This is a genomic window from Methylobacterium persicinum, from assembly GCF_022179525.1.
Taxonomy (GTDB): domain Bacteria; phylum Pseudomonadota; class Alphaproteobacteria; order Rhizobiales; family Beijerinckiaceae; genus Methylobacterium; species Methylobacterium persicinum.
In genome coordinates this window covers 13,841-29,072 of sequence record NZ_BPQX01000026.1, presented here as the reverse complement: position 1 = coordinate 29,072, position 15,232 = coordinate 13,841, and the positions used below count along the sequence as shown (strand labels likewise).

Sequence of the window (15,232 nt, the reverse complement as noted above, 5' to 3'; positions counted from 1 at the left end):
CGCGATCCGGCGCGTCCTCCGCATTCAGGAACGGGGCGGAGGACGCGATATGGAACCGATGAAGCCGATGGAACCCATGAAGCCCATGGAGCCGATGAAGCCCATGGAAGGCACGAAGCCCTGGTGGCCTGAGGATCTCGGATCCCCTGCCACCAGCGGTGCGCAGAACGGGATGAAGTACGCCTTCTTCCCGGACAAGCACCGGCTGCTCATCGAGACGAACGGACGGGTCGAGACCTACGACAGCGGCGACCACCGCATCGGCGGCGTCTCGCAGGCCGACGGCGGATCCAAGTCCCTCACCTTCACCAGCCAGAACGGCGAGGTCGATCTCGGCTCGTTGAAGAAGGTCGATTGAGCGTAACGCCCCGCGCCCTCCCCTTCCCCCGCGGGGGAAAGGGAACGGCGCGGACGGGCCGGGGGCCTTGCGCCCTCCGGTGCGTCCGTTAACTCGGAGGCGTGGCAGGACCGGGAGCAGGCCGTGGCTGAGCGGATCGACCTCATCGCGCGGGACAGGAGCACCGCGTCCCTCTCGGCCCACGGGGCGGAGCCCGTCTCCTGGCGGGTCGGCGGCCGGGACTATCTCTGGAGCGGGGACCCGGCACACTGGAATCGTCACGCCCCCTGGCTCTTCCCGGTGGTCGGCGCCTCGGCCGGCGGCGCGGTGACCGTGGAGGGTCGCCGCTACCCGATGGGGCAGCACGGCTTCGCCCGCGACCTTCCCTTCGCGGTGGTCGAGCGCAGCGCCGACGCGGTGCTCTTGCGCCTCACAGACAGCCCCCGGACCCGGGAGCATTACCCCTTCGCCTTCCGCCTCGACGTGGCGGCCCGGCTGCGCCCGGCGGGGCTCGATTTCACGGTGACGGTGGCCAATCCCGGCGAGACGCCCCTGCCCTACGCGCTCGGCTTCCACCCGGCCTTCCCGTGGCCCTTCGCCGGCGGCGAGCGGGCCAAGGGCGGCGGCTACGCGGTGGCGTTCGAAGAGGCCGAGCGGCCCTTCGCCCCAAAGGTCGGCGAGGGCGGCCTTCTTCTGCGCGACGAGCAGCCGGTGCCCTTCGACGGGGCCACCCTCCCCCTCGATCCGGCGATCTTCACCGAGGCCTTCGTGCTTCGGAACGCCCGGAGCCGGGTGATGCGTTTCACCGGTCCGGGCGGGACGGCGATCCGCATGGAGGCGGAGGATTTCCCCCACCTCGCCGTCTGGACCAAGCCCACCGCACCGTTCCTCTCCCTCGAATGCTGGACCGGCCATGCCGACTGGGCCAGGTTCGACGGCGAGCTGGCGGACCGCGATTCGCAGCGCCTCCTCGCCCCCGGCGCGCAGGCGCACCACGGGGTGCGCCTGAGCCTGGAAGGCTGAGGCGCGTGCGCGTCTGGGTGGCGCGGCCGGAACCGGGGGCCTCGCGCACGGGCGCGGCCCTGGCGGGACTCGGCCATGAGCCCCTCGTCGCCCCGGTCCTGGTGGTCTGCCCCGTGGATGGACCGGTTCCGCAGGGGCCCTTCGACGGAATCCTCCTCACCAGCGCCCACGCGGTGCCGGCCCTGGGGGCAGATCTCGCCGGGGTGCCGGTCTTCGCCGTGGGGGCGCGCACGGCGGAGAAGGCCGCCCGCGCCGGATTCGGTCCCGTGGTGGAGGGGCCGGGCGACGGCGCGGGTCTCGCCGCCCTCGTCATGCGGCACCTGCGGCCGGGGGCGTGCCTGCTCCATGCCGCGGGCACCGAGCGCAAGGCCGAGCCCGCCGCCTCCCTGCGTGTGGCAGGCTTCCGCCTCGTCACCCATGTCGCCTACCGGGCCGAACCGGTCGGAACGCTGCCGGACGCGGTCGCTGCTGCCCTCGGCAGGAACGGCCTCGACGCCTCCCTCCATTATTCCCGGCGGAGCGCCGAAACAGCGGTGTCCCTCTGCGAGGCGGCGGGACGGGGGGGAGCTTTCCGCTCTCTTAATCATTACTGCCTGTCCGCGGATGTCGCGCGGGCCCTGGAAGAGGCGGGCATCCCGGTCCATTTCGTCGCGGCGTGCCCGCGCGAGACCGTGTTGCTCGATGGGCTTGCCCGATGAGCGGCGGCCCGCCAAACGCATCTGGCCTCCATCGCCGGAACCGGCGGCGGGGTGGTAGGGGAACGGGCCGCGCCGAAGCCGGGGCGGCCATGACGCCGAGAGTGGAGGATCTGCCCGTGACGCCAGCGCCCAGCGACGCAGACAAGCCCGGCTCCGGGCCGGCCGGCGGGAAGCCGGACGCGTCGCCCGTGAAGGGCGGCCCGTCCTCCCCGGCGCCGAAGGTCGCCTCCTCCGACGAGGCGAAGACCGGTCCGGCCGCCGGCAACGCCAAGCCGGAGGCCAAGTCCGACCCGAAGGTGGATCCCAAGGCGGATCCGAAGACGGACTTGAAGCCGGAGGCCGTGCCGGTCTCGGCGACGAAGCCCGTGACGCCGTCGCATGCCGGCACTCCGCCGAAGCCCGGTGCGGCGCCGGTCGGCCCGTCCGCCGGCACCAAGCCCGAGGCGGCGAAGCCCACCGCCATGGGCGCCGACGCGCCCAAGATCGATTCCATGAAGACCGACTCATCCAAGACGGACGCCCCGAAGACGGACGCCCCGAAGACGGACCCGTCGAAGTCCGACCCGGTCAACACCGCCGGCCCCAGTGCCCGGCCCGGCGGCCCGGCGGGCCCCGTAGCGGGCGCGGCTGTGACGGCCGGCCCCATCCTCGACCTCAAGGCGACTCGCGTCCCCGATCCGGCTGCCGCCTCTCCGGGCAAGGACGGGCCGAAGGCGCCCGGCGCCGGAACCCGTCCTCCGGATGCGGGATCGGCGGCCAAGCCCAGCATGGCTGCCAAGCCGGATGCCACCGCCAAGCCTAGCCCCACCGGCTCCGGCTCCGGCGCGTCGGGAACTGGCGCCGCCGCGGCGGCGGCCTCCGTGCCCTCCGCGGCAAGGGCGAGGGCCGGGTTCGGCTCCATCGCCGCGGCGGGCCTCGTCGGCGGCGTGATCGGCGCGGGCCTGCTCTTCGCGGCGGAGAGAGCCGGTATCGGCGGTGAGGCGGGTCGCCAGAACGGCCAGGATCAGGCGCTCACGGCGCAGATCGCTGCCCTCGACCAACGGGTCGGATCGCTGGCGCCCAAGGATGCCGTGGCCGCCCTCGATAAGCGCGTCTCGGATGCCCAGGCGGCCGCCAAACAGGCCCTCGACAAGGCGAACAATGCCGGACAAGCCCCGGCCGGCGGTCAGGCCGCCCTGCCGGCCGACCTTGTCTCCCGCCTCGACAGCCTCGACCAGCGGGTCTCGGCTCTGCAGGAGGAGCCCGGCCGCGACCAGGGTGGCACGACCGGTTTGGGCGTGGCGCAGGCCGACGGAACGAAACAGCTCGCCGAACTCGACGCCCGGGTGAAGGCCCTGGAAAGCGCCTCGGGCGGGGCCAATGACGGTCAGGCCCAGGAACAGGCCAAGGAGCAGGCCAAGCAGACGGCCGACGCGATCGCGGCCCTGAAGGGCGAGGTTGAGACCCGCACCAAGCAGAATGCCGACGCGGACGCGGCCCTGGGCCAGCGCCTCGACTCCCTCCAGCAAAGCCTCAACGAACGGGTCAAATCCGCCACCGAATCGGTCCAGGCGGCCACGGACGCGAGCCGCAAGGCGGCGGAGGCCGGGCAGGCCCAGGCGGCGGAATCCGCCAAGGCGACCGACCGCAAGCTTGCCGAGCAGGCGGACCGGATCGCTGCCCTCGACAAGGGCTTGGCTGACCGGGCCCCCACCTCGACCGTCCAGGCGGCCCTACAGGTGGTCGTCGCAGACCGGATCGCCTCGGCGCTTGCCAGCGGCGTCCCCTATGCCGAGCCGCTGGCGACCCTGCGCAAGCTCGATCCCGGCGCGGGGGACCAAGCCTCCGCCCTGGCGCCCTTCGCCGACAAGGGCGCGCCCACCGCCGGGCAGCTCGCGGGGACCTTCCGGGGCATCGCAGACAAGATCGCCCAGGCCCGGCAGGCGGCGAAGGCCAAGGCGGCTTCCGAGACCGGCGACTTCCGCTCGAAGCTGCTGAACATGGCCGACAGCCTCGTGCAGGTGCGCAAGGTCGATGCCGGCCCGGCCGAGGGGCCGGCGGCGGCGCCGGAAGTGGCGGTGCAGGCGGCCCTCGACCGGGGCGACCTCGCCGGGGCGGCCAAGGCCTTCGAGGCGCTGCCGCCCGAGGCGAAGGCCCAGGCCGGGGATTTTGGGGCGACCCTGTCGGCCCGGGCCAAGGCGGCCGAGGCATCGCAGGCGCTGACCGCGTCGGCGTTCCAGGCCCTGCCCGCCCCCACCGCGAAATGACGAAGGCGCCCGCCCGCCTTCGCAACCCGTCGGCACGGGGCCTCAGGGGCCCCGCGCCATCCCGCATCCGCGCCGGCCGCCGGACGGCCGACGCCAGGAGAGACTGACCCCATGTGGCGCGCCCTCGCCTATCTCGTCCTGCTGGCCGTGGCCGCCTTCGGAGCGGTCTGGATCGCCGACAGGCCCGGCACCGTCACGGTGGTGTGGAACGGCTACCAGATCGGCACCAGCCTCTCGCTGGCGATCGTCGGCGTGATCGCGGCGGCGATCGTGCTCGGCATCGTGTGGGCGATCGTGCGCGGGGTGATCGGCCTGCCGGAGGCCCTGGTCCGCGGTTCGGCCGAGCGGCGCCGGACCAAGGGGCTCTCGGCCCTGTCGCGGGGCATGGTCGCGGTGGGGTCGGGCGATCCCCTCGCCGCCCGGCGCTACGCGGGCGATGCGGAGCGGCTGCTGGGCACCGAGCCCCTGACCCTGTTGCTCAAGGCCCAGGCGGCGCAGATCTCCGGCGACCGGGAAGGCGCCGAGCGCGCCTTCCAGGCGATGGCCGACGACCCCGAGACCCGGGTGCTCGGCCTGCGGGGGCTGTTCGTGGAGGCAAGGCGCCGGGACGACGAGATCGCCGCCCGGGCCTACGCCTCGGAGGCCGCCCGGCTGGCGCCGAGCGTGACCTGGGCCAACGATGCCATGCTCGAGGCCCATTGCGCCGACACCGACTGGACCGGCGCCCTCGAGACGGTGGAGCGCCGCGCCTCGCTGGGGCTCATCGACAAGCAGGTCGCCCGGCGGCAGAAGGCGGTGCTGCTCACCGCCATCGCCCGGGACCGGGAAGCCGGGGAGCCGGAAGCCGCGACGGAGCGCGTGCTCCAGGCCGTGAAGCTCGCCCCCGACCTCGTGCCTGCGGCCTGCCTCGCCGGGCGGCTGCTCGCCCGCCGGGGCGACCTGAAGAAGGCCGCCAAGATCGTGGAGGCCGCGTGGCGGGCCAACCCGCATCCCGACCTCGCCAAGGTCTATCTCGGCCTGCGCACCGGGGATTCCGTGCGCGACCGGCTCTACCGCGCCGAGACGCTGGCCAGGATATCCTCCTGGGACCCGGAGGCTCGCCTCGCGGTGGCCCAGGCCGGCCTCGACGCCAAGGAGTTCGGCCGGGCCCGGGAGGCGCTCAAGCCCCTCGTCGCCGACCAGCCCACCGCGCGCACCTGCCTGATGATGGCGGCCATCGACGAGGCCGAGTACGGCGCCCAGTCCGGCCGGGCGCGGGAATGGCTCTCCCGGGCCGCCCGGGCCCCGCGGGACCCGCTCTGGTTCGCCGACGGTGCCGCCTCGCAGACGTGGGAGCCGATTTCTCCCGTGACCGGGCAGCTCGACGCCTTCCGGTGGGAGGCTCCGCCCAGCGCCCTCGGCGCCCCGACGGAGCAGGCTGCGCGGGACGACGACGCGCCGCACGCGCCGCACGAGGTGCCGGTCCTGGTTCCGGCGAAGCCGCCCGCCCCCGAGAAAACCCCTGCGCCGGTCGCCGACCCCGTCTCGGCCGGAATGGCCGCCGCGGCGCTCCCCGTTCCGGCCTCCGGTTCTCCGAAGGCGATTCAGACCCTGCCGGCCGGCACGCGTGACATTCCTGCACAGGATGTCGATCTTGCCCCCCGGGCAGGACGTAGCAATATCTAGACAACTGGTCATTCTAATGCGGGCGGAGCATTCTGCCCGCGAGGCGTCGCGGGCGTGGGGCTCGGGCGTCGTGAGGAGCGCGTCATCTCTGTTCAACCTGCCAAGCCTGCGACGCGCCGGCAGCAGCCTTCCCATCTCCTTCAGGACGAGGGAGACGAGCCCCGGCGGCAAGTGGGGGTCCTGCCGATCTGCCGCGGCCGCGATGGCGTGGTGAAGGTTTTGCTCGTCACGTCGCGGGAGAGTCGCCGCTGGGTGATCCCGAAGGGCTGGCCGATGAAGGGGCTCAAGCCCTTCGAGGCGGCGGCGCAGGAGGCCTACGAGGAGGCGGGACTGCGCGGGGAGGTCGGCAAGCGCCCCCTCGGCTATTACCTCTACGAGAAGCGCCTGAAGAACCTCGACGCGGTCACCTGCAAGGTGAAGGTGTTTCCGCTGCAGGTGCGCAAGCAGCTGAAGCGTTTCCCCGAGGCGCACCAGCGGGAATTGCGCTGGTTTACGCCTGTGGAGGCGGCGGAGGCGGTGACGGAACCGGGCCTTGCGGCGATCATCCGTGCCGTGTTGCCTTCGCGGCCGAACGCGGAAGCGGGCGGCGAGACGACGTTGGACGCCTGACGGGCGTTGCCAAGCCGGCCATGATCCGTTATGGCCCCACTCGCGCGGACGGAACGGCCCAGACGGCCACCTCCCCGCCTCGCATCCCCCGGGATGCACGATGCTGCGGTAGCTCAGTGGTAGAGCACTTCATTGGTAATGAAGAGGTCGACAGTTCAATCCTGTCTCGCAGCACCATCTCACTTTTCAGCAAACTGAAACGCTTAGAGATTTCCGGCCTCGCTAAACGCACGGGTGGAATCGAAGTGGGAACGGGTTCGGGACTCGTTCGCGGCCGTCGTCCGTCCTGACAAATTGGCACCCATAGCCACACCGAGCACCACTTTCCCCCCGATGGGGCGGGCATTTATCTGGCGCTAAAGCTGCCGGGCGCTGCCACGTACGACGGCGGGCGCTGGACGCGGTCGGCGAGGCCGTTCCGCGAGAGGGCTGGAAGAAGCGGGGCCGAGCGGATTGGGCTGTTGAGACGGAACCGCCCGGCCCCATCGAAGTGATCGCCCTGGGAAGGATTGCCACTCCGATTCCGTCAGCGCCGCGGCCCCCGGGGGCCGCGGCGCTCGATCCTGTCGGTTCAGCCTTTGCGCATCAGCGGCGCGGCGACGGGCGAGACGGCCGGCGGTGTGTAGAGCGGGATGATGAAGCGGATCCAGCCGTCGGTCGAGTAGTTGTCGCGGGTCCGACCCAGGGCATTCGTGTATTGCGCACCGGTGACCACATCGCGGGCGACATAGGCCTGAACCTTGAACACCTTGAAGTCGTAGCCCACGAGACCGCCGAGGGCGAAGCGGCCGCGGTTGTTCACCGCCGCGCTGAACTGGCTGATGTCGAAATTGTAGGTGCCGTAGCCGACGGCGCCGATCTCAAAATTGCCGAAGGTCTTGGTCGCCGTCAGGTCGAGGTTGAGGGCGTCGGACAGGCGGATCGGACCGATCACGGCGCCGACCGGACCACCGAACCGGCCGGGTGAATCGTAGATGTTGGCGGTCAGGTTCGCTGTGATGTCCCAGCCATCGCCGGTGTAGCTGCCCGCCACGCCGAAGCGGTAGGTGTTCGAGGAGAAGATCGGCAGGACCGGCGTGCCCACGGGGCTCAGGCCACCCGGCACCCGGGGGTTCGGCGCGAACGCGCCGGTGAACAGCGAGCCGCGCCCGGCGTCGAGGTCGTTCAGGTGAACGCCGCCGAGGAGGCTGACGCCGAAATTGCCGCCGAGGTCGAACGCCCAGATGCCGGCGAGGAGGGTGCCGACATTGATCGAGATGTCCTTGTTGCCCTGGCCGGCGCCGTTGCGCGTGAAGGCGAACACGGTGGGCTGCGCCACCAGGGCCTCGATGCGGCCGCCAAGGGGCGTGAACGGCGTCGACCACAGCAGGAACGGGACGTTGACGGACGTATCCGCCGAGTTCGGCTGGTCCGTGCGCCGGTAGGTGAAGGTGTCGACGGCGTAGAGCCCCTCCGGCAAGGGTGCGCCGGCGGCGAGGCCGACCTGCTCGCCCGGGACCGTCGTCGATTGCGCGTAGGACGCGGTGGCGCTCAAGGCGACTGCCGCGGCTCCCGTGAGTACTGCCGTCCACCTCTTCAGCATGGTCAAATCCCCTTTCGCCGAGCCCAGGCCAAGCGTTGCCGTTCGCCGGATCGCCCCGGCGTAGGTCTCGCCCTGTTGTTATCGTGCAGTTGCCGTGTTTTGGTTGTATGGAAATGCTATCAATTTGCATGCATTCCCAATTACAAATTGATTGTGCCACGCTTCGACTGCGAGTCTACTATCTCAATCGATTGGAAATCGAAGAGATGCAGCAGTGTTGCGGCGATAACACGCCTGCCTAGGAGGCAAATGCTTCGGCGATGGGCAGAGCGCGTGGGTGGTCCCGCTGCCCGAGGCGGCCCCAACCCTCCCCCTCATCCTGAGGCGCCCGCCTCGGCGGGCCTCGAAGGAGGGATCCAGGGATCGCGGCGTTATCTGGAGCCCTCCTTCGAGGCGGCTGACGCCGCACCTCAGGATGAGGTCTTCGAGGCGGCTGGCGCGGCCCCTCAGGATGATGGCAGAAGAAGGGAAGCAGGTTGAGCCAACCCGTTCGATCGCGGCGCTCCTCCAGCAGGCTGCCGAGACGGTGTTTTGACGTTTCCGGGAATGAGCGCCGGTCGTGCTCCTCTCGTCATTGCTTCGCTGATGCTCGCAATGACCGCGAGACCTTTTCAGCAACCTGCTAGACCGCGTATTTCAGCGCGATCCGTTCGGCGCCGAGGCGTGTCTGGATGACCTGCACGATGTACTCGGCGTCGCGGCCGACCGCGCCGAACCGGCCGGAGCCCCAGGTGTTCAGCCACGGCAGGCCGATGAAATAGACGCCGTCCTCGGCCGTCACGCCTCGCTTGTGCTTGGGCCGTCCGGCCCCGTTGAACACCGACGCGTCGAGCCAGCGGAAATCCGGCGTGAAGCCGATGCACCAGACGATGCCGGTGATGCCGGACCCGTCGAGGGTGAGGTGGGTGACCGGCTCCTCCGGCTCCCAGACCGGCGTGTAGTGCGCCTGCGCCGGGGCCTCGATCCCGTTCTCGGCGATGTGCTTGTCGATGGCCGCGTTGATGCTGTTGTAGGTCCGGTCTGCCTGGTCGAGGGAGCGCTTGAGGGTGTCGCGGAAGCGCAGGCTGCCGGCCTCGTAATCCTCCAGCGCGCCGTAGAGCGCCATGCCCTCGGTCGCGAAGCGGCGCAGGTCGATGTCGCGCCCGCCGTCGCGGCCGGTCACGTAGTGGTTGGTGTTGTCCCGGACGCCGTCGCGCAGCGGATGGTCATCGACGGTCATCGAGTAATAGCCCATGTCGGCGAGCCAAGTGACGACGTCCCGCCCCCGGTAGAACCGGGCGCAGCGGGGCGCGTCGCCCACCGCCAGATGCACCCTGCGCCCCGCGAGGTGCAGGTCCTCGGCGATCTGGGCGCCGGACTGACCCGAGCCGACGACCAGCACCTCGCCCTCCGGCAGCTGGGTGGGGGTGCGGTACTGGTTCGAGTGGATCTGCGTGACCGTACTGGGCAGTTTCTCGGCCATGCGCGGGATGATCGGGGTGTGGTAGCCCCCCGAGGCGACCACGACTGCCTGCGCAGTGTAGTCGCCTTCGGAGGTCTGGACCGCGAAGAGGCCGTCCTCCCGTCGCTCCACGCGCGTGACCGCGACGCCCTCGCGGATTGGCGGCTTCACCTTGGCGACGAAGGCCTTCAGGTAGGCGACGATCTCGTCCTTCTTCATGAAACCGTCCGGGTCCGGGCCGTCGTAGCGGTGGCCCGGCAGGTCGCATTGCCAGTTCGGCGTGACGAGGCAGAACGTGTCCCAGCGCTGGGTCGCCCAGGTGTGGGCGGCGGTCTCCTTCTCGAAGACGAGGTGGTCGATCCCCCGCTCCTTCAGGTGGTAGCTCACCGACAGGCCGGCTTGGCCGCCGCCGACGATGGCGACGGGAACGTGGCGGGGTGGGGAGGTCATGGGCGCGCTCCGTGCGAATGCGCTTGGCTAGAGCTCGAAGGTTTCGACCGTGACCCGGCCATCGGGGGCCTGCCCCTTCGCCGCGGCCTCGATGCGAGCGAGCTGGTCGAGGGCCGAGGAGCACGCGAAGCCGTACTTCTCGCGCACCCGCTCGCTGGCGATCGTGAGGGCCGTGCGGGTCTTTTCGACGAAGTCGTCGAGGGCGTAGCTCTCCCCCGCCGCCAAGTAGTCTCTCACCACCAGGGAGGGGGAGTAGCAGGCCTCGCGCCGGCCATCGGGCCAGCGGACATGGAAGCGCATCTCAGGCATGGATCGGCTCCGGCCGGACGCGGGCGCAGCCCGCATAGGCATCGAGGTGGCGTTCGGCGCAGGCGCGCCACGCATGGAAGGCGGCCCGTTTGAGCCCGGCCGCGCGCAGGCCGGCGCGGACCTCCGGCGTCAGGGCGGCGGCCATCGCCCGGGCGATCCCGTCCGGGTCGGCGGGGTCGACGAACAGGGCATCGTCCGCCGCGAGATACTCGGTGAAGGGCGGCTGGCGGGACACGATGGCGGGCGTGCCGCAGGCCATCGCTTCCAGGACGCAGAGCCCGAACCCTTCCTTCCAGGACGGGAAGGCGAGCACGTCCGCGACCCGGTAGAGCCCGGCCATGTCGGCCTGCGGGACCGGGCCCGTCTCGATGACTGCCAGCCCGTGCCCGACCTCGAGCCCGGCGGCGGCCAGCGCCGCACGGCAGCGGGCGCGATAGGAGGTATGGTCGAGGAGCGAGGCGCCGCCGGCCACCACGAGTTGCGCCTGCGGGTGAACCGCGCGCAACCGCGCGAAGGCCGCGATGATGCCCGCCGTGTTCTTGCGCTCCTCGAAGCCGCCGACACTGAGGACCACCGGCCCCGGCCCGAGGCCGAGCCGGATCCGCAGGGTCGCATCCGCCGCCTCCGGCTCAGGGCGGAAGGCCGACAGGTCCACCCCGTTCCCGACGACCTCCGCCGCCGCGCCGAGGTCGTCCCGGATCCAGTCCGCCCAGAGGCGGCTGACGCAGAGCAGGCGCGTGGCCTCCCGGATCGCGCGGTCCTGCCATTCCGCGAGCATCGGATCGGAGAAGCTGTCGACGTGATGGACGGTGCGCGCGAAGCCCGGGATGAGGCGTCGATGCTTCAGGGTTGCCAGCGCGTTGCCGCCGATGCCGTCATGGGCGTGGAAGACGTCGAAGTCGCAGGCGGCCGGCGTCGCGAAGTGGCGCAGGTAATCGTAGATGCGGGCCCGGACGAGGTCGACCGTCTTGCCCGCGACTGTCTTGCCCGCGACCGCCTCGGCGGCCACCGGCAGGGTGGGACAGGCTGCGTCCCGGAAGAAGCCCCGGCCGGTCGGGTCGGGGGCATGGACCACGGCCTCGTGCCCGAGGGCGCAGAGGGCCTCGCCGAGGGCGAGGCAATGGGCGACGCCGCCCCGCGGGTTGGTGGAATGGGTCAGGATAGCGATGCGAAGGCCGGTCACGATGCGGCCCCCGCCCCGTCCCGGCCGCAGCCGATGAGCGGGCTCGCCTGAAAGTCCCAGACCACCGCCTCGTCGCCACCGCGATCCCGCACCCGCGCGACGCGGCTGGCATCGAGGCCGCCGATCCGCGCGGCGGCGATGCCTCGCTCCGCGAAGCGGGCGAGCACGGCCGGGGTGCGGTCCGGGCGCAGGCTCAGGAGGTAGCCGAAGCTCGGGAAGGCGGTCAGCCAGCGGGCCAGGGGAACGTGGTCGGGCCGGGGGATCGCGTCGAGGTCGATGAGGCCGCCGACGCCGGAGCATTCGAGCAGCATCAGCGCCGTCCCGACGATTCCCGCCATGCTGATGTCCTTGGCGGCGTGGCAGAGGCCGTCCTCCGCGAGGCCGGGCAGGAGGGCGAGGTCGCCCCGCAACCGCCCGCCCGGCGCGCCGGTCGACGCGTCCCAATACGGGTGCGGCTCGCGGAAGCGCCCGCGCAGGTCGATGGCCGCGACGAGGTCGTCGCCCGGCGCCGCGTCGAAGCTCGTCAGCAGGCGCGGGCCCGCCCGGCCGAGGATGGCGACGGCGAGGTTGCCGGCGCCGGCGCGGGTGTTGGTGTGGCCCCCGACGATGGGCACGCCGTAGAGCGCCGCCGCATCGGAGAGGCCGGCGAGGATCGGGTCGGCCGCGCCGGCATCCCGGCTCCACAGGGCGTCCACGACGGCGAGCGGACGCCCGCCCATGGCGGCGACGTCGCTGAGGTTGACCATGATCCCGCAATACCCGGCGAAATACGGGTCGGCGGCGACGAAGCCTTCGAGGAATCCCTCAATGGCGAACAGCAGATGGCCCTCGCCGTCGGGAATGGCGGCGCAGTCGTCGCCGACCGCCACCGCGTCGTGCCGGCTGCCCAGCCCGAGCCGGCCGACCACGGCGTCGATGTCCCGCTTGTGGGCGACGCCCCGCGCCTCCCGGATCTGGCCGGCGAGGGCCTCGAGATCGAAGGCCCGGAGATCGAGGGGCGCGTTCATCAGGCGGCCCTGCGGAAGGTGACGAGCCCGTGCTCCGGGTCGTGCATCGGCGGGTAGGCCGAAAGATCCGCCCGCATCAGACAGTGGGGGCGCCCGTGAAGATCCAGGCCGGCGAGGCTCTCCCAGTCCAGGGCCTGGAAGAGCGGGACGTTCTTCTCCTGCACATGGGCGAAGAAGCGGGTGCAGCCGCGGGCATGGGCCGAGGAGACCGCCACCTGGATGAGCCCGGCGCCGAGGGCGGCGGTGCCGCGGAAGCTGCGCTCGACGGCGAGCCGCGAGCCCCACCATTCGCCGGGCCGCTCCGCGACCTCGTGGATGCGCACGGTCCCGACCACCGCGTCGGCGTCCCCGGCCAGGGTCGAGAGGGCGCAGATCGGGATGGCATGCGCGTCGATCGCGTCCCGGTCGTCGCCCTCGAACAGGCCCTGCTCCTGGCAGAACACCTGGCGGCGCAGGGCGGCGCAGGCGCGTCGCTCCCAGGGCGCGACCGCGAACTTTACCCGGAAATGGCTCGGGCGGTACGGGGGCACGGGATCGAGGATCATGCCGCCAACCCCGCGCGCTCGTAGGTGGAGAGCGCCGAGCAGGCGCCGCAGCGGCCGCAACCGGCCTTGATGTCGGTGGAGCGCAGATCCGCCCGCCCGAGCATCTCCGCGAGGGGGGCGAGGATGGCGTGCATGAAGTCAGGGCCGGGGGCCGGGTGGCTCTCCAGCGGCGTGCCCGAGATCGGCACGAAGGGGACCACGAAGGGGTAGACGCCCATCCCGATCAGGCGCCCGGCCATGGCCAGGATCGCCTCCGGCGTGTCGCCGAGGCCGGCGAGGATGTAGGTCGAGACTTGCCCCCGCCCGAAGACCGCCACGGCGGCCTCGAAGGCTGCAAAGTAGCGCTCCAGCGGCACGCCGGCCTTGCCGGGCATGATCCGCGCCCGCACCTCCGGCGTGACGGCCTCCAGATGCATGCCGAGGGCGTCGATGCCCGAGGCCTTCATCCGCTCGAACCAGCGGTCGTCGTCCGGCGGCTCGCACTGGGCCTGGATCGGCAGGTCCACGGCCGCCTTCACGGCGAAGGCGCTCTCGCACAGGATCGCCGCGCCCCGGTCGGTGGCGTTGGGCGTGCCGGTGGTCATCACCATGTGCTTGACGCCGTCGAGCAGCACGGCGGCGCGGGCCACCTCGGCGAGCTGGTCCGGCGTCTTGTGCGCGACGGTGCGGCCGGCGGCGAGCGACTGGCCGATGGAGCAGAACTGGCAGGTCTTCGTCCGGCTCTGGTAGCGGATGCAGGTCTGCAGCACGGTGGTGGCGAGCACGTCTTTTCCGTGCAGCACCGCGATCTTCGAATAGGGCACGCCGTCGAAGGTCGAGAGCGCGTAGAAGCGCGGCTTGCCGGGGAATGTGGCCCGGCCGATCACCACCCCCTCATGCTCGATCACCGAGACCCCGTCCGCATCCGGGCGGCGCACGAGGAAGGGCGAGTCGAAGGCGGCCTCGGTATGGACCGGGACCATCACGGTGCGGCCGGCGATGGTCATCGCCTTGTGGTCCGAAGGCCCCGCCCCTCCCCGGCGGCTCGGCGCCCCGGCGCGGCTGTCGGCGAGCCTAACGCCGTACGATTGCAACGCGTTGATCAGGCGCTCCGTCGGCATCCCGGCCAGACCCGCCACGACCGGCGGGAAGGCGGGAAGGCTCGTCGGAAGCGGGCTGCTGCTCATGGTCGAGGCTCCGGACATCGGGCTGGGAACGGTGAGGCTGGTGCACGAAGGAGGCCGGGCGGTCGTCGTGGACGAGGCTGAGGAGCTCGGGCCGGGCGTAATGGCCGACCGAATCCATCATCCGCTTGCGCTTGGTGACGAGGGCGAGGTCCATGTCGGCGACGAGGATGCCCTCCCCGGACCCGAGGGGCTCGGCCAGGTGCCGGCCCTCGGGCGAGACGATCGCCGTGCAGTTGCCGCCGCGGCAGGCGCCGCGCAGGCGCTCGTCCGGGCAGACCTGCGCCACCTGCTCGTCGGTGAGCCAGCCCGTGGCGTTCACCACGAAGCAGGCCGCTTCCAGGGCGTGGTGGCGGATCGTGACCTCCATCTGGTCGGCGAAAATCTGGCCGACCAGGGAGCCCGGGAACTGCGCCGCGTGGATCTCCTCGTGGCGGGCCATCAGGGCGTAGCGGGCGAGCGGGTTGTAGTGCTCCCAGCAGGCGAGCGCGCCGACCCGGCCGACGGCGGTCTCGACCACCGCGAGGCCCGCCCCGTCGCCCTGCCCCCAGATCATGCGCTCGTGGTAGGTCGGGGTGATCTTGCGGCGCTTGAGCTTCAGTGCGCCATCCGCATCGAAGATCAGTTGCGCGTTGTAGAGGGAGCCGTGGTCGCGCTCGTTGACGCCGAGCACGATGACCGCGCCGTGGCGCCGGGCGGCAGCAGAGACGGCCTGCGTCACCGGACCCGGCACGACGACCGCCCTCTCGTAGAGGCGAAGGTGTTCGGGCCCCTGCATCGCGGGCGGGAGGACGAAGGAGAAATATGGGTAGTAGGGAACGAAGGTCTCGGGGAAGACCATGAAGCGCGCGCCCTTGGCGGCGGCCTCGTCGATGGCGTTGAGCACGCGCTCCAAAGTCCCGTCCGGCCTCTCGAGGTCCGGCGCGATCTGGACGGCGGCGGCCCGCACGATCCGGTTCTCTGACATGGCAGGT

At 71.6% G+C, this 15,232-nt stretch carries 14 protein-coding genes and 1 tRNA gene; 7 read left to right on the top strand and 8 right to left on the bottom strand.

Annotation, left to right across the window (positions count from 1 at the left end):
* The first annotated feature begins 49 nt into the window (after window positions 1-49).
* The 7 genes from MFF22_RS11025 (at window position 50) to MFF22_RS10995 (ending at window position 6,755) form a co-directional block, all read left to right on the top strand.
* The gene (locus MFF22_RS11025) at window positions 50-358 is read left to right on the top strand and encodes a hypothetical protein (RefSeq protein WP_238249015.1); all 309 of its coding nucleotides are present in this window, start codon (window positions 50-52) and stop codon (window positions 356-358) included.
* 123 nt (window positions 359-481) lie between these two features.
* Entirely contained in the window at window positions 482-1,360 is an 879-nt protein-coding gene (locus tag MFF22_RS11020; RefSeq protein WP_238249014.1) for an aldose 1-epimerase family protein, read from the top strand.
* A gap of 5 nt (window positions 1,361-1,365) precedes the next feature.
* Entirely contained in the window at window positions 1,366-2,058 is a 693-nt protein-coding gene (locus tag MFF22_RS11015) for a uroporphyrinogen-III synthase (protein WP_238249013.1), read from the top strand.
* Between the two features lie 116 nt (window positions 2,059-2,174).
* Window positions 2,175-4,304 (top strand): translation initiation factor 2, encoded by a 2,130-nt coding sequence (locus MFF22_RS11010; protein ID WP_238249012.1) that lies wholly within the window; start codon window positions 2,175-2,177, stop codon window positions 4,302-4,304.
* Window positions 4,305-4,415: 111 nt separating this feature from the next.
* Entirely contained in the window at window positions 4,416-5,969 is a 1,554-nt protein-coding gene (locus MFF22_RS11005) for a heme biosynthesis protein HemY (protein WP_238249011.1), read from the top strand.
* A 171-nt stretch (window positions 5,970-6,140) separates the two neighbouring features.
* Complete coding sequence (locus tag MFF22_RS11000; RefSeq protein WP_238249010.1) at window positions 6,141-6,578, top strand: NUDIX hydrolase; 438 nt, start codon at window positions 6,141-6,143, stop codon at window positions 6,576-6,578.
* A 102-nt stretch (window positions 6,579-6,680) separates the two neighbouring features.
* Window positions 6,681-6,755 (top strand) — tRNA-Thr (locus tag MFF22_RS10995).
* 394 nt (window positions 6,756-7,149) lie between these two features.
* Here MFF22_RS10995 and MFF22_RS10990 read toward each other — a convergent pair.
* The 8 genes from MFF22_RS10990 to MFF22_RS10955 all read right to left on the bottom strand — a co-directional run bounded on the left by MFF22_RS10990 (window position 7,150) and on the right by MFF22_RS10955 (window position 15,225).
* Window positions 7,150-8,160 (bottom strand): transporter family protein, encoded by a 1,011-nt coding sequence (locus MFF22_RS10990; RefSeq protein ID WP_238249009.1) that lies wholly within the window; start codon window positions 8,158-8,160, stop codon window positions 7,150-7,152.
* Window positions 8,161-8,782: 622 nt separating this feature from the next.
* A complete protein-coding gene (locus MFF22_RS10985) occupies window positions 8,783-10,051 on the bottom strand; it encodes an MSMEG_0569 family flavin-dependent oxidoreductase (protein WP_238249008.1) in 1,269 nt (422 codons plus the stop codon).
* 27 nt (window positions 10,052-10,078) lie between these two features.
* Entirely contained in the window at window positions 10,079-10,360 is a 282-nt protein-coding gene (locus MFF22_RS10980; protein ID WP_238249007.1) for an MSMEG_0570 family nitrogen starvation response protein, read from the bottom strand.
* On the bottom strand, window positions 10,353-11,543 hold the full coding sequence (locus MFF22_RS10975; RefSeq protein WP_238249006.1) for an MSMEG_0565 family glycosyltransferase: 1,191 nt from the start codon (window positions 11,541-11,543) through the stop codon (window positions 10,353-10,355). Before MFF22_RS10975 ends, MFF22_RS10980 begins: the two co-directional genes overlap by 8 nt.
* On the bottom strand, window positions 11,540-12,550 hold the full coding sequence (locus MFF22_RS10970) for a sll0787 family AIR synthase-like protein (RefSeq protein ID WP_238249005.1): 1,011 nt from the start codon (window positions 12,548-12,550) through the stop codon (window positions 11,540-11,542). The genes MFF22_RS10975 and MFF22_RS10970 overlap by 4 nt, the downstream gene beginning before the upstream one ends.
* The gene (locus tag MFF22_RS10965) at window positions 12,550-13,095 is read right to left on the bottom strand and encodes an MSMEG_0567/Sll0786 family nitrogen starvation N-acetyltransferase (protein WP_238249004.1); all 546 of its coding nucleotides are present in this window, start codon (window positions 13,093-13,095) and stop codon (window positions 12,550-12,552) included. The genes MFF22_RS10970 and MFF22_RS10965 overlap by 1 nt, the downstream gene beginning before the upstream one ends.
* The gene (locus MFF22_RS10960) at window positions 13,092-14,195 is read right to left on the bottom strand and encodes an MSMEG_0568 family radical SAM protein (protein WP_238249158.1); all 1,104 of its coding nucleotides are present in this window, start codon (window positions 14,193-14,195) and stop codon (window positions 13,092-13,094) included. The genes MFF22_RS10965 and MFF22_RS10960 overlap by 4 nt, the downstream gene beginning before the upstream one ends.
* Entirely contained in the window at window positions 14,149-15,225 is a 1,077-nt protein-coding gene (locus MFF22_RS10955; protein WP_238249003.1) for a Nit6803 family nitrilase, read from the bottom strand. The genes MFF22_RS10960 and MFF22_RS10955 overlap by 47 nt, the downstream gene beginning before the upstream one ends.
* Between the last annotated feature and the right edge of the window lie 7 nt (window positions 15,226-15,232).

What these genes read in the sequence shown, in the direction of transcription:
- MFF22_RS10980 (WP_238249007.1), bottom strand. Translation starts at nt 10,360, where the DNA reads ATGCCTGAGATGCGCTTCCATGTCCGCTGGCCCGATGGCCGGCGCGAG.
- MFF22_RS11005 (WP_238249011.1), top strand. Translation starts at nt 4,416, where the DNA reads ATGTGGCGCGCCCTCGCCTATCTCGTCCTGCTGGCCGTGGCCGCCTTC.
- MFF22_RS10955 (WP_238249003.1), bottom strand. Translation starts at nt 15,225, where the DNA reads ATGTCAGAGAACCGGATCGTGCGGGCCGCCGCCGTCCAGATCGCGCCG.
- MFF22_RS10985 (WP_238249008.1), bottom strand. Translation starts at nt 10,051, where the DNA reads ATGACCTCCCCACCCCGCCACGTTCCCGTCGCCATCGTCGGCGGCGGC.
- MFF22_RS10960 (WP_238249158.1), bottom strand. Translation starts at nt 14,195, where the DNA reads ATGCCGACGGAGCGCCTGATCAACGCGTTGCAATCGTACGGCGTTAGG.
- MFF22_RS10965 (WP_238249004.1), bottom strand. Translation starts at nt 13,095, where the DNA reads ATGATCCTCGATCCCGTGCCCCCGTACCGCCCGAGCCATTTCCGGGTA.
- MFF22_RS10990 (WP_238249009.1), bottom strand. Translation starts at nt 8,160, where the DNA reads ATGCTGAAGAGGTGGACGGCAGTACTCACGGGAGCCGCGGCAGTCGCC.
- MFF22_RS11025 (WP_238249015.1), top strand. Translation starts at nt 50, where the DNA reads ATGGAACCGATGAAGCCGATGGAACCCATGAAGCCCATGGAGCCGATG.
- MFF22_RS10970 (WP_238249005.1), bottom strand. Translation starts at nt 12,550, where the DNA reads ATGAACGCGCCCCTCGATCTCCGGGCCTTCGATCTCGAGGCCCTCGCC.